Consider the following 21438-nt stretch of genomic DNA (forward strand, 5'->3'; position numbering starts at 1 on the left):
GCGCCGGGTGCTGCGCTGGAAATAATTCGCCGCAGCCCCTAAAGTCCGCGCATTGTTTTTCCGGATAAGACCATGACCGACGACGACCGCATCAAGCTGGAGCCCAGCTGGAAACAGGCTCTGCGCCAAGAGTTCGAAAAACCCTATATGGGAGAACTGCGTGAGTTTCTGCGCCAGGAACATGCTGCCGGCAAGGAAATTTATCCGCCAGGCCCGCTGATCTTCAACGCATTGAATTCGACGCCACTGGACCACGTGAAAGTCGTCATTCTCGGTCAGGACCCCTATCACGGTCCGGGCCAGGCCCACGGCTTGTGTTTTTCAGTGCAGCCAGGGGTGCCTGCACCGCCATCGCTGGTCAACATCTATAAAGAGTTGAAACGCGACCTCAACATCGACATCCCCCCTCACGGCTACCTGCAATCCTGGGCCGATCAGGGCGTCCTGATGCTCAACACGACCTTGACCGTGCAGCGGGCGAACGCGGCGTCTCACGCAGGGAAGGGGTGGCAGCACTTTACGGACAAGATCATCGAAACCGTCAGCGCCCATCAGCCGCATTTGGTGTTTTTGCTCTGGGGCTCGCATGCCCAAAGCAAAAAGAAGCTCATCGATGCGTCCAAGCACCTGATCTTGACCGCCGTCCATCCATCGCCCTTGTCGGCGTACAAGGGCTTCATCGGGTGTGGGCATTTCGGCATGGCCAACAAGTTTCTGCAACAGAATGGGCTGACGCCGATCGATTGGCGACTGCCGGAGAGCGTTTGAAAGGCATTGACGTGTAGGGAGCGCGTTATAGAACCGGCTTGCGATTCCAATTGACGTGTAGGAGCGCGTTATAGAACCGGCTGGCGATCCCAATTGATGTGTAGGAGCGCGCTTGCCCGCGATTGCGGTGTGTCATGAATGAAGACGTTGGCTGACACCCTGCTGTCGCGGGCAAGCGCGCTCCTACAAGGGTCCCGTCATAGAACCGCCTGGCGATTCCAATTGATGTGTAGGAGCGCGTTATAGAACCGGCTTGCGATTCCAATTGACGTGTAGGGAGCGCGCTTGCCCGCGATTGCGTTGTGTCATGAATGAAGGCGTGGGCTGACACCCTGCTGTGGGCTGACACCCTGCTGTCGCGGGCAAGCGCGCTTCTACAAGGGTTCCGTTATAGAACCGGCTTGCGATTCCAATACCGGAACAGCGGCTCGGCCAGGAACAGCACGAACAGCAACCGCATCACCTGCATGGCCGTCACCAATGGCACCGACAGCTGCAACACCTCTGCCGTCAGGCTCATCTCGGCAATGCCGCCTGGCATCATCCCCAATGTGAGCGAGCGCAGGTCCAGGTGTGTCGCCAGGCTGAGCAGCCAGGCGCACACTGCGGCAATGCTCATCGTCAGCGCGGTGCCCACCAGTGTGCGCGCAAGGAAGGACGGCGCGCGACGAAAGAATGCGCGGTTGAAATGACAGCCCAGTCCGCTCCCGATCAACCACTGGCCGATCTGGCTACCACCATTGGGCAGGCCGATATGCAGGTCGAAACCGATACTCACGATCGCGCTCACCAGCAACGGGCCGAATAACCAGGGGTTGGGTTGCTTCAAGCGCTGCCAACCCCACGCGACGAGCGCGCCGAGCGGGAACAGCACCGCCAGCCATGACCAGTCGACGGAAGTTGCGTGGGTGGCTGGGCTGCCATTGCCCATCAGGTATTTGAAGATCGCCGGGACGCAGAGCACGACCGCCAGGACCCTGAGGCTCTGGCCGGCCGCCACGTTGCTGAGCACAGCGCCGTTGCGGGCCCCCAGATTGACCATCTCACCCGAACCTCCGGGCATGCTGGAGAAAAATGCCGTGGCGCGGTCTTCGCCGGTGCGCAGCATCAGCCATACGCCAACAACGCTGGAAACGCTGGTCACCAGCGCGCCGATGAAGATCAGGCCGAAATGGGAAAGGACTTGTTCGATCACGGTAGGGGTGAAGTGCAGACCGATGCCGATCCCGACCACCCACTGGCCGCATTTGCGACCGCCCGGAATTTCAGCGAGCTGCCATGGGGTCAGGCAGCGAACCAGAATGATGGCGAGTAACGAGCCCACCATCCACGGTAAGGGCCAGCCGACCTGGCTGGCGAGGAATCCCCCCAGCAGGCCGACCAGCGGCGTTCCCCACCACGTTCTGAACGGGCGGTCAGGCATCGGCCAGAGCGCGACGCTGAAGCGAGCGCTTGCGCCAGATGCGCAGCAATGGCAGCACCAGCATGAACAGGGTCACCACCCACACACCCAGGGTAATCGGGCTGGACCACAGGATGTCCATCGAGCCGTTGGAGATGGACAGCGCGCGACGCAGGTTCTGCTCCATCAGTCCGCCCAGGATGAAGCCCAGCAGGATGGGTGACAGTGGGAAATCCAGCTTGCGCAGGATGTAGCCGAAGATGCCGATGCCCACCATCAGGAACAGGTCGAAGGTGGTGGCGTGGACGGCATAGACACCAATCCCCGTAATGATCGCGATGACCGGCACCAGCGCCCAATTCGGCACGGCCAGGATACGGGTGAAGATGCGGATCATCGGAATGTTCAGGATCACCAGCATGATGTTGGCGACGAACAGCGAAGCGATCAGGCCCCAGACGATGTCCGGCTGCTGTTGGAACAGCAACGGGCCGGGCGTGATGTTGTAAAGCGACAGTGCGCCAATCATCACCGCCGTGGTACCCGAACCTGGGACACCCAGGGTCAGCATCGGAACCAGTGCGCCGCATGCCGTTGCACCAATGGCGGTTTCAGGTGCCGCCAGGCCGCGCATGTCGCCTTGTCCGAATTTACCGCTCGCACCGGCGATGCGCTTCTCGGTCATGTAGGTAACCGCGCTGGCCAAGGTTGCACCGGCACCCGGGAGCACACCCATGATGAAGCCCATCAGGCCGCAGCGGATATTGACCACGAAGACCGAGCTGGCTTCCTTGAAGTTGAACAGCATGCGCCCGGTGGCCTTGACCGCTTCCTGACCGCGATGGGTTTTCTCCAGCAACAGCAGGATTTCGCTGATCGAGAACAGGCCCAGGACCAGCACCACGAACTGGATGCCGTCTGCCAGGTGGATGTTGTCCCCGGTGAAGCGATACACGCCGCTGTTGGCATCGATCCCAATGCTCGACAGGAACAGGCCAATCAGCGCCGCGATGAACGTCTTCAGCGGCCGGTCACCCGCCATGCCACCCAGGCAGACGATCGCGAAGACCATCAGGACGAAATATTCGGCGGGCCCGAACGCAATCGCCCATTTGGCCAGAAGTGGGGCGAACATCACCATGCCGCAAGTGGCGATCAGTGCACCGATGAACGAACTCCATGCCGACAACGACAGGGCGACCCCCGCCAGCCCTTGACGGGCCATCGGATAACCGTCCAGCGCCGTCATGACGGTGGAGGCCTCGCCCGGAATATTGAGCAGGATCGAGCTGATGCGCCCGCCGTATTCGCAGCCCAGGTAAACGGCGGCCAGCAGGATCAATGCCGATTCAGGCGGCAGGCCCAGTGCAAACGCGATCGGGATCAGCAGCGCGACGCCGTTGATCGGCCCAAGGCCTGGAAGCAGGCCGACGATGGTGCCGATCAGAGTGCCGGAAAGGGCGGTCACCAGGTTGTACGGGGTCAACGCGACGCCGAAGCCCTGGCCAAGATAACCAAGCGTATCCATATCAGTTCTCCAGAACGTCGAGCAGGCCAAGAGGCAAAGGCACATCCATCACTTTGTCGAAGAGCACGTACAGCAAAATGCTCATCAGCGTGGTGATGACGATGCTTGGCAACCAGCGCCCACCATAAAGCCGGGCCATGGGAATGCCGATCAGGATACTGCTGAGGACGAAGCCCAGCGGCTCGAACAACCCCGCGAACACCAGCAGCAACAGTATGCAAATGCTGATCTTGATCAGCGTCGGACGGTCCAGCGGGGGCTCGTCTTCGGAGTGCTTGATGGGCGTCGGACGGAACAGCAGGTACAGCAGTGAGATGCCCATCAAGCCCAGCATCAGCAGCGGAAACGCACGCGGGCCGACAGGTTCATAGGAAAACGGGGCCTGATAGGGCCAGGCCATGAGTGCCAGGCCAACACAGGCCAACAGCAGCACGAAGGCAAACAGTCGTTGCAAGACCATGGAAAACTCCCGGGTGGCGCCACCGCGCAGGCGGCGCACCCTTCAGTCAGTCAATAGAGAGCCGGTCGTTGAGGTCAATCACTGAATCAGGCCGAATTCCTTGGCCAGCATCTTGTATTGAGCGACTTGCTTCTTCACGTAGGTATCTAGTTCCGGGCCGGTCATGGCGAACGGGAACAACTCGCGTTGATCGCGCAACTTGGCGAAGTCTTCCGAAGCCAGCAGCTTGTCGAACGACGCTTTCCACCATTCGTAGTCTTCATCGGAGACTTTCGGGCCCAGGTAGAAGCCGCGAACCACTGGCCAAACGATGTCGTAACCCTGCTCTTTGGCCGTCGGAATGTTCTTCATTTCCGGCTCGTCCAGGCGCTCCTCGGAGAACACCGCCAACAGGCGCATGTCACCGCTCAGGATGTGCGGCATGGAGTCGGAGATGTCGGTGGAACCCACTTGAATGTGGCCGCCAAGCAAGGCGGTGGCGATTTCGCCGCCGCCTTCGAGGGCCACGTAGCGCAGGTCGCGAGGGTTGATGCCCGCGGCTTTGGCGATCAGGGCCGTTTGCATCCAGTCTTGGCTGCCGACGGTGCCGCCGGAACCGATCACCACCTTGCCTGGGTCGGCTTTCAGTGCCTTGACCAGGTCGTCCAGGGTTTTGTAGGGCGAGTCGGATTTCACGGCGATCGCGCCATAACTGGTGCCGACGGCTGCGAGCCAGCGCACTGCGCTTTCATCGAAGCGACCGAACTTGCCCTGCGCCAGGTTCAGCAACGAACCGCTGGACCAGGCCACTAGCGTGCCGGCGTCCGCAGGGCGCTGAGCGACCACGGCGTTGTAGGCCACGGCACCCACGCCACCCGGCATGTAGGTGACGCGCATCGGTTTAGTCAGGATTTTCTCGTTGACCAGCGCGCTTTGTGCCAGCTTGCACGTCAGGTCGAAACCGCCGCCTGGCGAGGCCGGGGCGATGCATTCGGGACGGTTGGGCTCCGCAGCCCAGAGTTGAGTGGCGACCAGCATGCAGCTGGCAGCGACGCTGAAACGGCGCAACGATAGGTTCATGGTCAGTCTCCGACGGAGTTGTTTTTGTTTAGGCGTTCGGTGGTCGATCAGGCAGAGGGTCGGCAGCGTGAGTCGCTTGCCGGGATCAGGAACGGGGACGTGACGATGCACTGCGCTACGCGGCAGCGAAGTGTACTTAAAACAGAACGGGATTCGGACGGCGCGGTGGCCGAAGATTGCAGTGATGGCATCACTCAGGACTCCGATATTGTTTTTATTGTTGAAAACGCATCGAGGCGTTTTTCGTCACGACCCTGGGGTTAAGAAAGCGGCAGAACGCGCAATCGTAACGAGTCGTAACTGAATGCTAAGCCGTGAAGCTTTCATCAACCTTTCAGCTACCTTTCATGAAGCTTTCATTAACGGTTTTTTGCGCGGCATGGGCTGTTTTCGACGGGTTCCAGGCCTTCACAGACGGCGCCGCGCCTGTAAACTCCGCCACCACCCAAGCCTCAATCGGGAGAAACCGATGCGTGTCCTGCTCGTCGAAGACCATTTGCAACTGGCTGAAAGCGTCGCGCTGGCGCTCAAGAGCAGCGGCCTGAACGTGGATGTTCTGCACGACGGCGTGGCCGCCGATCTGGCGTTGAGCAGCGAGGAATATGCGGTAGCGATTCTCGATGTCGGCCTGCCGCGCATGGACGGTTTCGATGTACTGGCCCGACACCGGGCGCGGGGGAAGAACACCCCCGTGCTGATGCTGACCGCCCGCAGTGACGTGAAGGACCGGGTCCATGGCCTGAACCTGGGCGCCGACGATTACCTGGCCAAGCCGTTCGAGTTGTCCGAGCTGGAAGCGCGGGTCAAGGCGCTGCTGCGTCGCAGTGTGCTCGGGGGGGAGCGTCAGCAGCGTTGTGGTGTGCTGGTCTACGACCTGGACACGCGCCGCTTCACCCTGGGCGAAGAGACCATGGCCCTGACCTCCCGCGAGCAGTCTGTACTGGAGGCGTTGATCGCCCGTCCGGGACGGGTCATGAGCAAGGAGCAACTGGCGTCCCAGGTCTTTGGCCTGGACGAGGAGGCCAGTGCCGACGCCATCGAAATCTACGTTCACCGGCTGCGCAAGAAACTCGACGGCCATCCCATTGCAATCGTGACATTTCGCGGTCTGGGCTACTTGTTGGAAAGTCGTGATGCTTAACCCTTTTCCTTCCGCGGAGAACAGCCTGCGTTGGCGTCTGCTCTGGAACCTGGGGTTGCTGTTGGTGATGCTGATGATCGCCAGCGGGCTGAGCGCCTACTGGAACGGGCGGGAAGCCGCCGACACCGCGTACGACCGCACCTTGCTGGCCTCGGCACGTACCATCGCGGCGGGTTTGTCGGAGCGGGACGGCACCTTGAGTGCCGATGTGCCTTACGTCGCCCTCGATACGTTTGCCTACGACAGTGCCGGGCGGATTTATTACCAGGTCAACGACATCAACCAAAAGTTGATTTCAGGCTACGAGAACATTCCGCCGCCCCCGCCCGGGACACCCCGCACCGATGCTTATCCCGCGTTGGCCAAGTTCTACAGCGCGCGCTATCAAGGTCAGGATGTGCGTGTGGTCAGTTTGCTCAAGGCGGTGAGCGAACCGAACATGAACGGCATCGCCGAGGTTCGTGTGGCCGAGACAGAAGAGCAGCGGGTGAACATGGCGCGCAGCCTGATGGCCGACACGCTGTTGCGCCTGGGCATGTTAGGCAGCGGCGCGTTGTTGTTGGTGTGGTTCACGGTCAGTGCCGCGCTGCGCCCGCTGGATCGCCTGAGCGCGGTGGTGGAAGAACGCCAGCCCGACGATCTGCGCTCCCTGCCCATGGTTCAGGTTCAGCACGAACTGCGTCCCCTGGTGAGTTCGCTCAACCACTTTACCGAACGGTTGCGCCTGCAGTTCGAGCGCCAGGCGCAATTCATTGCTGATGCGGCCCATGAGCTACGCACCCCGTTGGCGGCGCTCAAGGCGCGGCTGGAACTGGGGCTGCGAGATCAGGACCCCGCCATGTGGCGCGCCACGCTGGAGAACGCGGCTACTGGCACCGATAAGCTCACGCACTTGGCCAACCAGTTGCTTTCTCTGGCCCGTATCGAAAACGGCGCTCGCGCCATTGCCGAAGGCGGCGCACAACGGCTGGACCTCAGCCAACTGGCCCGTGAACTGGGCATGGCCATGGCGCCCCTGGCCCACAAACGCGGCGTTGCCCTGGCGCTGGAAGCGGACCAGCCGGTGTGGCTGAAAGGCGAACCGACATTGCTGAACGAACTGCTGAGCAACCTGGTCGACAACGCCCTCGCGCACACACCGCCTGGGGGTAACGTAGTCCTGCGGGTGTATGCGCCTTGCGTGCTGGAGGTGGAGGACGACGGGCCGGGTATTCCGCTGCACGAGCGTGATCGGGTGTTCCAGCGTTTCTACCGGCGCAACCAGCAAAGCCAAGGGGCAGGCTTGGGATTGGCGATCGTGGGCGAAATCTGCCGAGCGCATCTGGCGCAGATCACACTGCACGATGGCGCGCAGCGCGGCCTCATGGTTCGTGTGAGTTTCACTGCCGGGGAGACGGGGGTCACGTAGGCCTGCGGGTGGGCGTTGTCACGGCGGGCGGATGCGTTGGTGGCTAAATGGAAGGCTTGGCCATGCCCTCAGTAGAGCAGCGTCATGGCCTCGTTCATCTGCCCGATCAACCGACCATCCACCATGTCCAAGCCGAGTTGGCTGGCCGCAGGCATCCTGATGACGTCCAGATTGGGATAGGCCCTTCCCGTCGCTTCATGGACATGCACGGTGGCGACCTGCACCAGATCCACATAATCGGCTTGTTCTGAAACACGGTCGAAGTTTTGAAACTGCCTTGGCACGATTGCCAATGCTTCCGGGAAATCCCATGAGTGCAACAGTCGTTCGCCGATGATCGGATGGATGCGCTCGATGACGTGATTGAGGCTGATCGGGTCGGCGAGCAATTCGAAGTTGTCTTCCGCGTAGGTCAGGATCGGTAGCACCCCGATCAGGTGAATCAAACCTGCAAGCGTCGCTTTGTCGGCTTTCAGATGTGGGCGGTGCGCGCTCAGGAAATTGGCGACGCCCGCCACCTGCAGGCTCAGCTTCCAGATGTCGCGCATCTTGGTTTCGACCACCTCCGACTTGGCGTGGAACATCTGTTCCACTACCAGGCCGATCGCCAGGTTGCAGCTGTAATTGACACCCAGCCGACGTACCGCGGTCAGCACGTCGCTGACTTCGAAATTGGGCCGCAGAAGGGGGCTGTTCACCACTTTGATCAGCCGGGCAGACAATGCGGTGTCGCTGCCGATGACCTTGCTCAACTCGGCAATGCTAATTTCCGAGTCTTCCGCCGCAAGGCGGATTTTCATCGCGACTTCTGGAAGCGTTGGCAGAAACAGAGTGTCCTTTTCGATCGCCTTGGTCAGGTCCGTCTGCACCTTGTCAGCCATACTGCTCATATAGGGTCTCTGAAAGTGCGTTCAGGCCAATCCCGCGCCGCAGGGCGGCACAGGGCAGACAAGATGGGGTCAACGCTGCGTTTCAAGCTTTGCGTCCAAGGTATAGGGCAGCTCGTCCAGACGCAGTTTCGGGCCTTGTGCCGTACCGAGGTGGACGTTTCCGTCTTCAACCGCATCCGCCTGCAGCACTGCCAGCAATTCGATGTGCGAGCCTGCCTTGGCCGCCATCACGACGTTGCCGACCGAGCTGCCGTGCACCGGCGAGAACAGCTCGACGCCCGGTTCCGGCACTTCGGTGCCTTCCAGCGACAAGCGGTACTGACGACGCTTGAGCTTGCCCAGGTATTGCATGCGCGCAACGATTTCCTGACCGGTATAACAGCCTTTTTTGAAGCTCACGCCGCCAACGGCTTGAAGGTTGATCATCTGGGGGATGAATTCTTCACGGGTCTGCAGGAACACTTGGCCGATGCCGGCACGGATCTGCCCCAGCAGCCAGTCGTTCAGCGAGCCTTCCGGTACGTCGGCCGCCAGGCGGCCTTGGATGTCGGCAGCCCGCTCGGCAGGGGCCCAGAGCTCGACACGGGAAGGGGAGACGCGAATGGCAATCAGGCCGTCGGCACGCGCTACGGCGTCAGTGTCCGGTGCCAGCGCCAGGCCGAAGCGGGTCAGCGCGGCGTCCGCATCGCTCAGGCCGAAGCGCGCCCAGGCGCTGCTTTCGTCGGTCAGTTTCGATTTGGAAAACACCGCGTATTTGCGTAAGTCGAGCAACTGCGGCTCGATCAGTTCCCGGGCCATGGCCAGCACAACCCCGTCGCCTTCCAACAGGATGCGGAAACTGGACTGCATGCGACCCTTTTGGGTGCAGCGGGCGCCGAGCGAAGCCTTGGCATCACTCAGGTAATCCATGTTGCAGGTCAGTTGGCCTTGAAGAAACTTGCTGGCGTCCGCGCCGCGAACGGCGAGCACACCTTCGTGGGAGAGTGGGCAGAAAAAAGCTGAGTCGGCCATGAGTCATCGCAGGGGATAGAAGTCTGGGGCACCATCATAGTGCCCAGTGGGGGGAAATGGGTATATCCGAATGCTGATATTGGAGCGGCGTAAAAACCTGCGACTAACTGCGAGTACGCCGCGGCACGATGCGCCTGTATACTCGCCGGCACATTTGAGGAGCCTTCCATGGTCGAAGAAATTGAACTCAACCGTCTGTTCTGGCATAGCCGTCGCGGCATGCTGGAACTGGACGTTCTGCTGGTACCGTTCGTCAAAGAAGTCTACCCCTCGCTAAACGATGTCGACCGCGCGCTCTATCGTCGCCTGCTGGAATGTGAAGATCAGGACATGTTCGTCTGGTTCATGCAGCGTGGCGAGTCGGAAGATGCCGAGCTGCAACGCATGGTTCGCATGATTCTGGACCGTGTCCAGCCGAAATGACCGTTTCGAGTGCCATTGGCAGCCTTCCAAGGCGCTGCTGACGGCCTATCTCGCCACCCAGGGGCTGGCATTGGTCTCGCTGGGTTTTCTGGACATTCCGCCATGGGCCAGACTGGTCGGCGTTCTGCTGTGCCTGCTTCACGGCCTGCGAACCTGGCCATCGCTGGTCGCTAGCGAGCAGGCCTTCATGGCCTTGCGTCGCGACGGTGCCGGCTGGCACCTGTGGAGCCGACAGGGGGGGTGGCAGGCGGTTCAGCTGCGTCCCGACAGCGTCGCATTGCCAGGTCTGGTGCTGATCAGGTTTCGCCTGGTCGACCAAGGGTGGCTAGGTCGACGGTGGGTCAGAAGCGTCTGCATTCCGTGGGACGCCATGACGCCGGACGATCACCGACGCCTGCGATTGCGCCTGAAGTTCAGCCGCAGAAGGTGGGCGGTACCAGAATAGTGTCCAGTGCTTCTGGCAGCTGCGCAGGGTAGTCCAACGTGTAATGCAGCCCGCGACTTTCCTTGCGCGCCATGGCCGATGCGATCATCAACTCGGCCACCTGGGCCAGGTTGCGCAACTCGATCAGATCGCGGCTCACCTTGTAGTTGCTGTAAAACTCATCGATTTCATCCAGCAACAAGCGCACGCGGTGCTGCGCTCGCTGCAAACGCTTGTTGGTGCGAACGATACCGACATAGTCCCACATGAAGCGCCGCAACTCGTCCCAGTTATGCGCAATGATCACGTCTTCATCCGAGTCGGTCACCTGGCTGGCGTCCCACAGCGGTAACGCGGGCCGTCGGGTCACGGCGGGCAGGCGGTCAACGATGTCGGCGGCGGCCGATCGGGCGTACACGAAACACTCCAGCAACGAATTGCTGGCCATGCGGTTTGCACCGTGCAGCCCCGTAAAGCTGGTTTCGCCGATCGCGTACAGATTGGGCACATCGGTACGTCCGTGCTGATCGACCACCACACCGCCACAGGTGTAGTGCGCTGCCGGCACCACCGGAATCGGCTGGCGCGTGATGTCGATGCCAAAGGTCAGGCAGCGTTCGTAGACCGTTGGGAAATGCGTCTTTACGAAGGCTTCGGGCTTGTGGCTGATGTCCAGATAGACACAGTCGACGCCCAGTCGCTTCATCTCATGGTCGATGGCCCGCGCGACGATGTCGCGAGGCGCCAGTTCCGCGCGTTCGTCAAAACGCTGCATGAAGCGCTCGCCATTGGGCAGCCTCAGATAGGCTCCTTCACCGCGCAATGCTTCGGTGATCAGAAAGCTCTTGGCTTGGGGGTGATAGAGGCATGTGGGATGGAATTGATTGAATTCCAGGTTGCCCACGCGACAACCGGAGCGCCATGCCATGGCGATGCCATCGCCGCAGGCACCATCGGGGTTGCTGGTATAAAGGTAGACCTTCGCGGCTCCCCCCGAAGCAAGGACAGTGAACCGTGCGCTGTGGGTGTCGACTTCGCCGGTGTTTCGATCCAGCACATAGGCGCCCACGCAACCTGTGCCGTCCAGTCCCAGCCGCCGTTCGGTGATCAGATCCACCGCCACGCGCTGTTCGAGCAACTCGATATTCGGCCTGCCTTTGGCCTGCGCTAGTAACGTGCGGAAAATCGCAGCACCGGTGGCGTCGGCCGCGTGAATGATGCGGCGATGGCTGTGGCCCCCTTCGCGGGTCAGGTGGAATTCGAATCCACCATCCACGACGGCTGACGAATCGTCTCGGGTAAAAGGAACGCCCATGTCGATCAGCCATTGAATGGCCGCTCGGCTGTGCTCGACGGTGAACCTAACGGCCTCTTCATTGCACAGGCCGCCACCGGCGTTGAGGGTATCTTCAACGTGGGACTGCACCGTATCGGCGTTATCGAGGACCGCTGCCACACCGCCTTGTGCCCAAAAGGTCGAGCCGTTGGCCAGGTCGCCTTTGCTCAATACCGCGATGCGCAGATGGTCGGGCAGGGTGAGGGCGAGGCTCAACCCTGCCGCGCCGCTGCCGATGACCAGAACGTCATGCTGAAAATGTCGACTCATTATTGTTTTTCCGGCTGCTTAAAGGCCACTAGTATCCAGAGAGGGAGAACGGCACAATGGCTGGGATTTTATGGCAATTGTGAATCACAGCGGAGGCGGATTGTGCGCTACTCCGCCACCTCGTGCACGCCGTTTGGCGGCGGTTTCGACAACGGAGCCTGCCGCAATCTGGATCCCGTGAATGCGTTGATACGTGTCTTACGCTCTGAATTGAAATGTGGGAACTTTTCTTCAAGCCCCACGTTCAATAGAGGGTTGCCGATAAAGGGACAGCGTCGGCGCTGTGCCGGGGGCGTTCAAACGCCCGGGCATGCGCATTTGACGACAAGATTATTCACGCAGCCGACCTGGTTCGAGCTGCGTTTTTCGTGCGGGCTGACGACGTTCGCCGGAAACTTGCTTGAAGGGGGGAGAACTTTTGCGAAAAGCCCGAGTCTATGGTTGCGAGTCTGTGAAGCAGCCTCTGCAACACTCCTTTGAGCTCTATGAGGAGTGTTCATGCTAACCCAGGAAGAGGATCAGCAACTGGTCGAACGCGTACAGCGCGGCGACAAGCGAGCCTTTGATCTGCTAGTGGTGAAATATCAGCACAAGATTCTTGGGTTGATCGTGAGATTTGTCCACGACACCCATGAAGCCCAGGATGTCGCGCAAGAGGCTTTTATCAAGGCTTACCGTGCACTTGGGAACTTCCGCGGCGACAGTGCGTTTTATACGTGGCTGTACCGGATCGCCATCAACACGGCGAAAAACTATCTGGTGTCGCGAGGTCGGCGGCCGCCGGACAGCGATGTCAGATCTGAAGACGCGGAGTTCTACGACGGCGATCATGGCCTCAAGGACATCGAGTCGCCGGAACGTGCATTGTTGAGGGATGAGATCGAGGGCACTGTCCATCGAACCATTCAGCTACTGCCAGAAGATTTACGTACAGCTTTAACTTTGCGTGAGTTTGACGGTCTGAGTTACGAAGACATTGCGAGCGTGATGCAATGTCCGGTTGGTACCGTGCGCTCTCGCATCTTCCGCGCTCGGGAAGCCATTGATAAAGCCCTGCAGCCTTTGTTGCAGGAAACCTGAGACAGCGGCGATAGCCAAAGAGAGGAACCGCCATGAGTCGTGAAGCCCTGCAGGAATCGCTGTCCGCGGTGATGGATAACGAAGCGGACGAATTGGAATTGCGTCGAGTGCTCAATGCAATCGACGATCCGGAGACACGGGCCACGTGGTCGCGTTATCAAATTGCTCGCGCAGCGATGCATAAAGAACTGGTCATGCCTCACCTGGACATCTCGGCTGCCGTGTCGGCCGCGATTGCCGACGAGGTCAGCCCGCTGAAGGCCGGTCGTGGTCCTTGGCGTACCTTGGGTCGTTTGGCAGTGGCTGCATCGGTGACCGTTGCCGTCCTCGCCGGCGTTCGCTTGTACAATCAAGACGAGATCGCAGGTGCTCAGTTGGCACAGCAGTCGGCGCAGCCTGCCAACATCGCCATGCCTCAGGTGAAAGGGCCGGCAGTACTGGCCGGTTACACCGAGAGCGAGCCGGCGCCTGGCCCAATGGCCAGCGGCGTGCTGCAAAACCAGGCCGGGGACCAGCGTCTGCCAGGGTACCTGCGTCAACATGCTCAGCAAGCTGCGATGAAAGGCACTGAAAGCGCGCTGCCCTACGCACGTGCTGCCAGTCTGGAAAACCGTTAAGGAGGATCATGCGCGCCATCCCTCTAGTGCCGCTTCTGCTTGGTGGATGGCTGGTCCTTCCAGCTCATGCCGATGATGCGCAAGACCATCTCAAACGTCTTGCGCTGGCTGAGCAGAAGCAGAGCTTCCAAGGCACTTTCGTCTACGAACGCAATGGAAGCTTCTCCACTCATCGAATCTGGCATCGCGTCGCCGACGGCAAGGTTCGTGAACATCTTCTTCAACTCGACGGTTCCGCCCTGGAAGTCCTGCGTGTCGATGGGGTGACCCAATGCGTCAGCGGCACCTTGGAAGCGGGCGTCTCCAATCTCCCCGATTCACCTGCCCATGCTTTCGATGCGAGTAAGTTATCGGCTTGGTATGACATCAAGGTCGCCGGCACCTCTCGGGTGGCAGGGCGTCCGGCAACCGTGGTTACGTTGATTCCAAAGGATCAGCATCGCTACGGAATGGAACTGCACCTGGACAAAGACACCGGTCTGCCGCTCAAGTCGCTGTTGCTCAGTGACAAGGGGCAGTTGCTGGAGCGCTTTCAGTTCACTGATCTTCAGACGGATGCCCCCACCGATCAAATGCTCGAGCCTAGCGCTGACTGTAAGCCTGTCTCGGTCGCCAAGGGCAAGTCTGAGCCGCAGAAGCAACAGGTTGCATGGCGTTCCGATTGGTTGCCCCCTGGCTTCGAGCTGAGTAGCGCGGCAGCGCGCCGGGATCCTGATTCCAAAGCGTTGGTGACCAATCTGATGTACGACGATGGTCTTGCCCGTTTCTCTGTGTTCATCGAACCGGTCAGCGGATCGGATGCAACGGATATTCGCACTCAGTTGGGCCCTACGGTGGCGGTGTCCCGTCGTCTTTCGACGCCCAAAGGGGATGCGATGGTGACGGTCGTGGGCGAAATCCCGATCGGTACTGCAGAGCGCGTCGCGCTGTCGATGCGCAACGATGCAGCCGCGCCTGCGGCGAAGAAATAATCGGGTTGCGGAGGGAGCGCTCACTATGAAAAAGGTTTCATATTGGGCGCTTCGGCTTTTCAAGCCAGAGAATGCGGGCCTCGAGCAGAAAATTGAAATGTTTCGTGAGGTTTGCAGGTTGCAAACGCATCCTTTTTTTTCTATAGGTCAGAGCCTCGCACCTCTGGCCTTTATTGTTTTCAGCATTCAGAAAGCTGGATGAGCGTAAAACTGGCCAAGGGCGGTGCAAGCAAACGCAGTATTGCGTTTGATGGATGCTCCTCGAACCTGTCGGTTCGTACCGCTTAAACATGCTCGTTGTGAACGGGAGCCGTATGTCGATACCACGTTTGAAAACTTATTTGTCCTGGATGGCTGCCGTGCTCATGCTCGGTCAGGTCCTCACTGCGCAGGCCGAAGCCCTGCCGGACTTCACGACGCTTGTGGAACAGGCGTCTCCCGCCGTCGTAAACATCAGTACTCGCCAGAAATTGCCAGATCGTTCTGTCGCACAGGGTCAGATGCCCGACCTCGAAGGGTTGCCGCCGATGCTGCGCGAATTCCTCGAACGCAGCATGCCGCCAGGTTCGCGTTCCCCGGGCAAGGGCGATCGCCAGCGTGAAGCGCAGTCTCTGGGCTCGGGTTTCATCATTTCTGCGGATGGCTTCATCCTGACCAACAACCATGTGATCGATGGGGCTGACGAGATCCTCGTACGCCTGTCTGATCGCAGCGAAATGAAAGCCAAGCTCATCGGCACTGATCCGCGCACCGACGTCGCGGTGCTCAAGATCGACGGCAAGGACCTTCCAACCGTCAAGCTTGGCAATTCCGACAAGTTGAAAGTGGGCGAGTGGGTGCTGGCGATCGGCTCGCCGTTCGGTTTTGACCACTCGGTCACCAAAGGCATCGTCAGCGCCAAAGGCCGCAGCCTGCCGAACGATACTTACGTGCCGTTCATTCAGACCGACGTGGCGATCAACCCGGGCAACTCGGGCGGGCCGCTGTTCAACATGGCAGGTGAAGTGGTGGGTATCAACTCGCAGATCTTCACCCGCTCCGGTGGCTTCATGGGCCTGTCGTTCGCTATCCCGATCGATGTGGCCATGGACGTCGCCAATCAACTCAAGGCCAATGGCAAGGTCAATCGTGGCTGGCTAGGCGTCGTCATCCAGGAAGTGAACAAGGATCTGGCCGAGTCGTTCGGGCTCGACAAGCCGGCGGGCGCGCTGGTCGCACAGGTTCTGGAAGACGGTCCGGCAGCCAAGGGCGGCCTGCAGGTCGGTGACGTGATTCTCAGCGCCAACGGCACGCCTATCGTCATGTCTGCCGATCTTCCTCACTTGATCGGCAACCTCAAGGACGGCAGCAAGGCCGAGCTTGAAGTGATCCGTGACGGCAAGCGCCAGAAGCTGACCGTGACCGTGGGGGCGTTGCCCGCAGAGGGCGAAGAAATGGGCGCTACCGACTCGGGTGTCGAGCGCAGCAGCAACCGTCTGGGCGTTTCTGTGACCGACCTCAGCGCAGAGCAAATGAAGTCGCTGGACCTCAAGGGCGGTGTGGTCATCAAGGATGTGCAGGATGGCCCGGCGTCGCTGATCGGCTTGCAGACCGGCGATGTGATCACCCATTTGAACAATCAGGCCATTACCTCGGCCAAACAGTTCACCGAAGTGGCCAAAGGCCTGCCGAAAAACCGTTCGGTCTCTATGCGCGTCCTGCGTCAGGGTCGTGCCACATTCATCACCTTCAAACTCGCGGAATAAGCCGCCAGACGGGAGAGGAGCGGCCAGTCCGCTCCTTTTTTGTGCCGGTCGGACCATCGGTTGCCAGGCCTCGCGCGCGAGCGTGACGCCCCGCTGTTCCTTCAGGTACAATTCCCGGCTATTTTTGGCGGGCAGCCTGCCTGCACCCTTTTTCGAGTGTTGATCCGTGAGTGATTTGAGTCATATCCGCAATTTCTCCATCATCGCCCACATTGACCATGGCAAGTCGACGCTGGCTGACCGTTTCATCCAGATGTGCGGTGGTCTGAGCGAGCGCGAAATGGAAGCCCAAGTGCTTGATTCCATGGACCTGGAACGCGAACGCGGGATCACGATCAAGGCTCACAGCGTCACCCTTCACTACAAGGCGAAGGACGGAAACACCTATCAGCTCAATTTCATCGACACCCCCGGCCACGTAGACTTCACCTATGAAGTCAGCCGTTCGCTGGCTGCCTGCGAAGGTGCGCTGCTGGTGGTGGACGCTGGTCAGGGCGTGGAAGCGCAATCCGTCGCCAACTGCTATACCGCCATCGAGCAGGGTCTGGAGGTCATGCCGGTCCTGAACAAGATGGACCTGCCCCAGGCCGAGCCCGAGCGCGTCAAGGAAGAAATCGAGAAAATCATCGGCATCGACGCGACCGATGCCGTGGCATGCAGCGCGAAAAGCGGAATGGGCGTCGACGAGGTTCTGGAGCGCCTGGTTCATACCATTCCGGCCCCGACCGGCGATATCGAAGCGCCTTTGCAGGCATTGATCATTGACTCCTGGTTCGACAATTACCTGGGCGTCGTGTCTTTGGTGCGTGTGCGCCACGGACGCGTCAAGAAGGGTGACAAGATTCTGGTCAAGTCCACCGGCAAGGTTCACCTGGTCGACAGCGTGGGCGTCTTCACCCCCAAGCACACTGCCACCGCCGACCTGAAGGCGGGCGAAGTGGGCTTCATCATCGCCAGCATCAAGGACATTCATGGCGCGCCAGTGGGGGACACCCTGACCCTGTCTTCGACCCCCGAGGTCGAGGTGCTGCCTGGTTTCAAAAAGATCCAGCCTCAGGTCTACGCAGGCCTGTTCCCGGTCAGCTCCGATGATTTCGAAGATTTCCGTGACGCGCTGCAGAAGCTCACCTTGAACGATTCTTCCCTCCAGTACCTGCCGGAAAGCTCAGACGCACTGGGCTTCGGTTTCCGATGCGGTTTCCTGGGCATGTTGCACATGGAGATCATTCAGGAGCGTCTGGAGCGTGAGTATGATCTGGACCTGATCACCACCGCGCCGACGGTAATCTTCGAGCTGTTGCTCAAAACCGGTGAAACCATCTACGTCGACAACCCGTCCAAGCTGCCGGATATTTCCGCCGTCGAAGACATGCGCGAGCCGATCGTGCGGGCGAACATTCTTGTGCCTCAAGAACACTTGGGTAACGTCATTACCCTGTGCATCGAGAAGCGTGGCGTCCAGCGAGACATGCAGTTCCTGGGTGGCCAGGTGCAGGTCAGCTACGATCTGCCGATGAACGAAGTGGTGTTGGACTTCTTCGATCGACTGAAGTCCACCAGCCGAGGCTACGCCTCGCTGGACTATCATTTCGATCGTTACCAGTCAGCGAATCTGGTGAAGCTGGACGTATTGATCAACGGTGACAAGGTCGACGCCCTGGCGCTGATCGTGCACCGGGATAACGCTGCCTATAAAGGTCGAGCGTTGACCGAGAAGATGAAAGAACTGATTCCTCGTCAGATGTTCGACGTGGCAATCCAGGCTGCCATTGGTGGCCAGATTATCGCGCGTACCACTGTCAAGGCGCTCAGAAAGAACGTACTGGCCAAATGTTACGGCGGTGACGTAAGCCGTAAGAAAAAACTGCTCGAGAAGCAGAAGGCCGGTAAGAAACGCATGAAGCAGGTCGGTAACGTGGAGATTCCACAAGACGCCTTCCTCGCTGTGCTCAGGTTGGAATAAACAGGCCCTATGTCACTCAATTTTCCGCTGTTGTTGGTTATCGCCGTACTCGTGTGCGGCGTGCTGGCGTTGTTCGACCTGATCGTCCTGGCGCCGCGCCGGCGCACCGCGGTCGCGAATTATCAGGGCAGCGTGAGTCAGCCGGATATCGCGGTCGTTGAACAACTCAACAAGGAGCCTTTGCTGGTCGAATACGGCAAATCGTTCTTTCCGGTGTTGTTCATCGTGCTGGTGCTGCGGTCCTTCCTGGTGGAGCCTTTCCAGATCCCGTCCGGTTCGATGAAACCGACGCTGGAGGTGGGTGATTTCATTCTGGTCAACAAGTTCTCCTATGGCATCCGCTTGCCGGTGATCGACCTGAAAGTGATTCCGGTCAGCGATCCCCAGCGAGGCGACGTGATGGTCTTCCGCTATCCAAGCGACCCGAACGTCAACTACATCAAGCGTGTGGTCGGGCTGCCTGGTGATGTCATCCGTTACACCAATGACAAGCAGTTGTTCGTCAACGGACAGTTGGTTGCCAAGCAACTGATCGGCTCGGAGCCGGGAACGCTGGGCAGCGCCGAGTTGTACAACGAAAAGCTGGGCGAGGTTCAGCACCTGATCCGCCAGGAAATGAGCCGCTACCGCGCGCCGCCCGATCATGAATGGACGGTGCCAGCCGGGCACTACTTCATGTTGGGTGACAACCGCGACAACTCAAACGACAGTCGCTACTGGGATGATCCCAGCATTCCCAAGGACGAGCTGGGCATGGTTCCCGACCGAAACATCGTCGGCAAGGCTTTCGCGGTGTGGATGAGCTGGCCGGAGCCCAAGCTCAGTCACTTCCCGAACTTCTCGCGAGTCGGTCTGATCAAGTAACACCGATGCGGCGCTGTCTTATACAGCGCCGTATGTCATTTCTGCAGGCTATGCTGCAAAGCGGACAGGGCACGCAACAGGGAAAGACTGATCTTGAGGGCACACATGACATCTGTCGGTTCGCAAAAGGGCTTGTCGTTCATCGGATGGCTGTTACTGCTGGCCGTGCTGGCCTTCGCAGCCACGACCGCCGCCAAGTTGGTGCCGCATTACCTCGACTACCTGTCGCTGAAGAAAATCATCGAGGCGGCAGGGACTGACCGAACGGCGGATGTCAGTTCGAGTGACGATCTCTACGACTATGTGGCCAAAGGCATGCAGGTCAACAACATTCGGGATGTGGATTTGAAGAAGGCGTTAAGCGTGACGACGGAGAACAACCGGTTCCTCGCTCATTTGAAATATGAACAGCGCGAGCCGCTGATCCAGAACATCGATCTGGTGGTCAAGTTCGACCACGAATTCAGCGTAGGTAAACCGTGAGCGTTTCATTGAGTCGTCTGGAGCGTCAGCTCGGTTACACCTTTCAGAACCAGGAGTTGATGGTTCTGGCCCTGACCCACCGCAGTTTTGCCGGACGCAACAACGAGCGTCTGGAGTTTCTTGGTGACGCCATTCTCAACTTCGTCGCGGGTGAAGCGTTGTTCGAACGTTTTCCTCAGGCGCGTGAGGGGCAGTTGTCACGGCTGCGTGCGCGGCTGGTGAAAGGCGAAACCCTTGCCTTGCTCGCCCGCGGCTTTGATCTGGGCGAATACCTGCGCCTGGGATCGGGGGAGTTGAAAAGTGGCGGGTTCCGTCGCGAGTCCATTCTCGCCGATGCACTGGAAGCGCTCATCGGCGCGATCTATCTGGATTCGGACATGCAAACCGCGCGCGATCGCGTGTTGTCCTGGCTGGCCAGCGAGTTCGACAGTCTGACGCTGGTGGACACCAACAAGGACCCGAAAACCCGGCTGCAAGAGTTTCTGCAGTCCCGCGCCTGCGAGCTGCCACGATACGAAGTGGTGGACATTCAGGGCGAGCCGCATTGCCGAACCTTTTTCGTGGAATGCGAAGTGACTTTATTGAACGAGAAAAGCCGAGGACAGGGCGTCAGCCGCCGCATTGCCGAACAGGTAGCCGCCGCGTCAGCCCTTATCGCCCTCGGTGTGGAGAATGGCAATGACTGATTCATCTGCAACACGCTGTGGCTATGTCGCCATCGTCGGCCGGCCAAACGTGGGCAAGTCGACGCTGTTGAACCACATCCTCGGTCAGAAACTTGCGATCACCTCGCGCAAGCCGCAGACCACACGCCACAACATGTTGGGCATCAAGACCGAAAACGGGGTGCAGGCGATCTACGTCGACACCCCCGGGATGCACAAGGGCAGTGACAAGGCGCTCAACCGCTACATGAACAAGACGGCCTCGGCGGCGTTGAAAGACGTCGACGTGGTGATCTTCGTCGTGGACCGCACCAAATGGACCGATGAAGACCAGATGGTGCTGGAGCGTGTGCAATACGTGACTGGCCCGCTGATCGTCGCGTTGAACAAGACCGATCGCATCGAGGACAAGGCCGAATTGATGCCGCATTTGTCCTGGCTGCAGGAACAGTTGCCCAACGCGCAGATCATTCCGATTTCGGCGCAGCAAGGCTATAACCTGGAGGCTCTGGAAAAGGTCATCGCGGACGAGCTCCCGGAGAACGATCACTTTTTTCCGGAAGACCAGATCACTGACCGCAGCAGCCGTTTCCTCGCTGCCGAACTGGTGCGCGAAAAGATCATGCGCCAGTTGGGGGCGGAGTTGCCTTACCAGATCACGGTCGAGATCGAAGAATTCAAGCAGCAAGGCAAGACGCTGCACATCCACGCGTTGATTCTCGTCGAGCGGGATGGCCAGAAAAAAATCATCATTGGCGACAAGGGCGAGCGCATCAAGCGCATCGGCTCCGACGCCCGGCGTGACATGGAGGTGCTGTTCGACTCCAAAGTCATGCTCAACCTCTGGGTCAAGGTCAAAGGTGGCTGGTCCGACGATGAACGTGCCTTGCGCTCATTGGGTTACGGCGATCTCTGACGCCACGGCGACCT

21 protein-coding genes are annotated in these 21438 nt (G+C 59.6%); 14 read left to right on the forward strand and 7 right to left on the reverse strand.

Features of this window, described 5'->3' with window-relative positions:
* The first annotated feature begins 72 nt into the window (after nt 1-72).
* Nucleotides 73-768, forward strand: coding sequence for a uracil-DNA glycosylase (gene ung, locus N5D61_RS19600; RefSeq protein WP_108239321.1), 696 nt, complete (start codon nt 73-75; stop codon nt 766-768).
* Nucleotides 769-1156: 388 nt separating this feature from the next.
* Here the strand turns inward: ung and N5D61_RS19605 are convergent, their stop codons facing one another.
* From N5D61_RS19605 to N5D61_RS19620, 4 genes are all read right to left on the reverse strand, one after another.
* Nucleotides 1157-2191: an AbrB family transcriptional regulator gene (locus tag N5D61_RS19605; protein WP_279893904.1), complete on the reverse strand. Its 1035-nt coding sequence runs from the start codon at nt 2189-2191 to the stop codon at nt 1157-1159.
* Nucleotides 2184-3698, reverse strand: a complete 1515-nt coding sequence (locus N5D61_RS19610) for a tripartite tricarboxylate transporter permease (RefSeq protein ID WP_108239323.1) — start codon at nt 3696-3698, stop codon at nt 2184-2186. Before N5D61_RS19610 ends, N5D61_RS19605 begins: the two co-directional genes overlap by 8 nt.
* 1 nt (nt 3699) lies before the next feature.
* Entirely contained in the window at nt 3700-4158 is a 459-nt protein-coding gene (locus N5D61_RS19615) for a tripartite tricarboxylate transporter TctB family protein (RefSeq protein ID WP_108239324.1), read from the reverse strand.
* A gap of 78 nt (nt 4159-4236) precedes the next feature.
* Nucleotides 4237-5223, reverse strand: coding sequence for a tripartite tricarboxylate transporter substrate binding protein (locus N5D61_RS19620; RefSeq protein WP_177411098.1), 987 nt, complete (start codon nt 5221-5223; stop codon nt 4237-4239).
* A gap of 463 nt (nt 5224-5686) precedes the next feature.
* On the opposite strand from N5D61_RS19620, the gene N5D61_RS19625 reads away from it, so the two are divergent.
* Nucleotides 5687-6358, forward strand: a complete 672-nt coding sequence (locus N5D61_RS19625) for a response regulator (protein ID WP_108239326.1) — start codon at nt 5687-5689, stop codon at nt 6356-6358.
* Nucleotides 6351-7766 (forward strand): sensor histidine kinase, encoded by a 1416-nt coding sequence (locus N5D61_RS19630; RefSeq protein ID WP_279893905.1) that lies wholly within the window; start codon nt 6351-6353, stop codon nt 7764-7766. Before N5D61_RS19625 ends, N5D61_RS19630 begins: the two co-directional genes overlap by 8 nt.
* Nucleotides 7767-7834: 68 nt before the next feature.
* Here the strand turns inward: N5D61_RS19630 and N5D61_RS19635 are convergent, their stop codons facing one another.
* Nucleotides 7835-8656 carry an HDOD domain-containing protein gene (locus N5D61_RS19635; RefSeq protein WP_279893906.1) on the reverse strand — a complete coding sequence of 274 codons (822 nt, stop codon included), beginning with the start codon at nt 8654-8656 and terminating at the stop codon, nt 7835-7837.
* 69 nt (nt 8657-8725) lie between these two features.
* The gene (locus N5D61_RS19640) at nt 8726-9667 is read right to left on the reverse strand and encodes a folate-binding protein YgfZ (protein WP_279893907.1); all 942 of its coding nucleotides are present in this window, start codon (nt 9665-9667) and stop codon (nt 8726-8728) included.
* Nucleotides 9668-9835: 168 nt separating this feature from the next.
* On the opposite strand from N5D61_RS19640, the gene N5D61_RS19645 reads away from it, so the two are divergent.
* Both N5D61_RS19645 and N5D61_RS19650 read left to right on the forward strand, forming a co-directional pair.
* Nucleotides 9836-10090, forward strand: coding sequence for a succinate dehydrogenase assembly factor 2 (locus N5D61_RS19645; RefSeq protein ID WP_108239330.1), 255 nt, complete (start codon nt 9836-9838; stop codon nt 10088-10090).
* Complete coding sequence (locus N5D61_RS19650; protein ID WP_279893908.1) at nt 10074-10535, forward strand: protein YgfX; 462 nt, start codon at nt 10074-10076, stop codon at nt 10533-10535. Before N5D61_RS19645 ends, N5D61_RS19650 begins: the two co-directional genes overlap by 17 nt.
* Here the strand turns inward: N5D61_RS19650 and nadB are convergent.
* Nucleotides 10504-12120 carry an L-aspartate oxidase gene (nadB, locus tag N5D61_RS19655; RefSeq protein WP_108239332.1) on the reverse strand — a complete coding sequence of 539 codons (1617 nt, stop codon included), beginning with the start codon at nt 12118-12120 and terminating at the stop codon, nt 10504-10506. The two genes, N5D61_RS19650 and nadB, sit on opposite strands and share 32 nt — an antisense overlap.
* Before the next feature lie 498 nt (nt 12121-12618).
* Between nadB and rpoE the strand changes: the two genes are divergently transcribed.
* The 9 genes from rpoE to era all read left to right on the forward strand — a co-directional run bounded on the left by rpoE (nt 12619) and on the right by era (nt 21424).
* Nucleotides 12619-13200 (forward strand): RNA polymerase sigma factor RpoE, encoded by a 582-nt coding sequence (gene rpoE, locus N5D61_RS19660; protein WP_037014368.1) that lies wholly within the window; start codon nt 12619-12621, stop codon nt 13198-13200.
* Nucleotides 13201-13232: 32 nt separating this feature from the next.
* Nucleotides 13233-13817, forward strand: coding sequence for an RseA family anti-sigma factor (locus N5D61_RS19665; RefSeq protein WP_108239333.1), 585 nt, complete (start codon nt 13233-13235; stop codon nt 13815-13817).
* 8 nt (nt 13818-13825) lie between these two features.
* Entirely contained in the window at nt 13826-14788 is a 963-nt protein-coding gene (locus N5D61_RS19670) for a MucB/RseB C-terminal domain-containing protein (protein ID WP_279893909.1), read from the forward strand.
* 320 nt (nt 14789-15108) lie between these two features.
* Nucleotides 15109-16533, forward strand: a complete 1425-nt coding sequence (locus N5D61_RS19675) for a DegQ family serine endoprotease (RefSeq protein ID WP_177411099.1) — start codon at nt 15109-15111, stop codon at nt 16531-16533.
* A 166-nt stretch (nt 16534-16699) separates the two neighbouring features.
* Entirely contained in the window at nt 16700-18496 is a 1797-nt protein-coding gene (lepA, locus tag N5D61_RS19680; protein WP_108239336.1) for a translation elongation factor 4, read from the forward strand.
* A 9-nt stretch (nt 18497-18505) separates the two neighbouring features.
* The gene (lepB, locus tag N5D61_RS19685) at nt 18506-19360 is read left to right on the forward strand and encodes a signal peptidase I (RefSeq protein WP_279893910.1); all 855 of its coding nucleotides are present in this window, start codon (nt 18506-18508) and stop codon (nt 19358-19360) included.
* A 105-nt stretch (nt 19361-19465) separates the two neighbouring features.
* Nucleotides 19466-19843 carry a DUF4845 domain-containing protein gene (locus tag N5D61_RS19690; protein WP_108239338.1) on the forward strand — a complete coding sequence of 126 codons (378 nt, stop codon included), beginning with the start codon at nt 19466-19468 and terminating at the stop codon, nt 19841-19843.
* Nucleotides 19840-20529 carry a ribonuclease III gene (gene rnc, locus N5D61_RS19695; protein WP_108239339.1) on the forward strand — a complete coding sequence of 230 codons (690 nt, stop codon included), beginning with the start codon at nt 19840-19842 and terminating at the stop codon, nt 20527-20529. The genes N5D61_RS19690 and rnc overlap by 4 nt, the downstream gene beginning before the upstream one ends.
* Nucleotides 20522-21424, forward strand: a complete 903-nt coding sequence (gene era, locus N5D61_RS19700) for a GTPase Era (RefSeq protein ID WP_279893911.1) — start codon at nt 20522-20524, stop codon at nt 21422-21424. Before rnc ends, era begins: the two co-directional genes overlap by 8 nt.
* The last annotated feature ends 14 nt before the right edge of the window (nt 21425-21438 follow it).

The sequence above is a fragment of the Pseudomonas sp. GD03842 genome, assembly GCF_029841165.1.
Taxonomy (GTDB): domain Bacteria; phylum Pseudomonadota; class Gammaproteobacteria; order Pseudomonadales; family Pseudomonadaceae; genus Aquipseudomonas.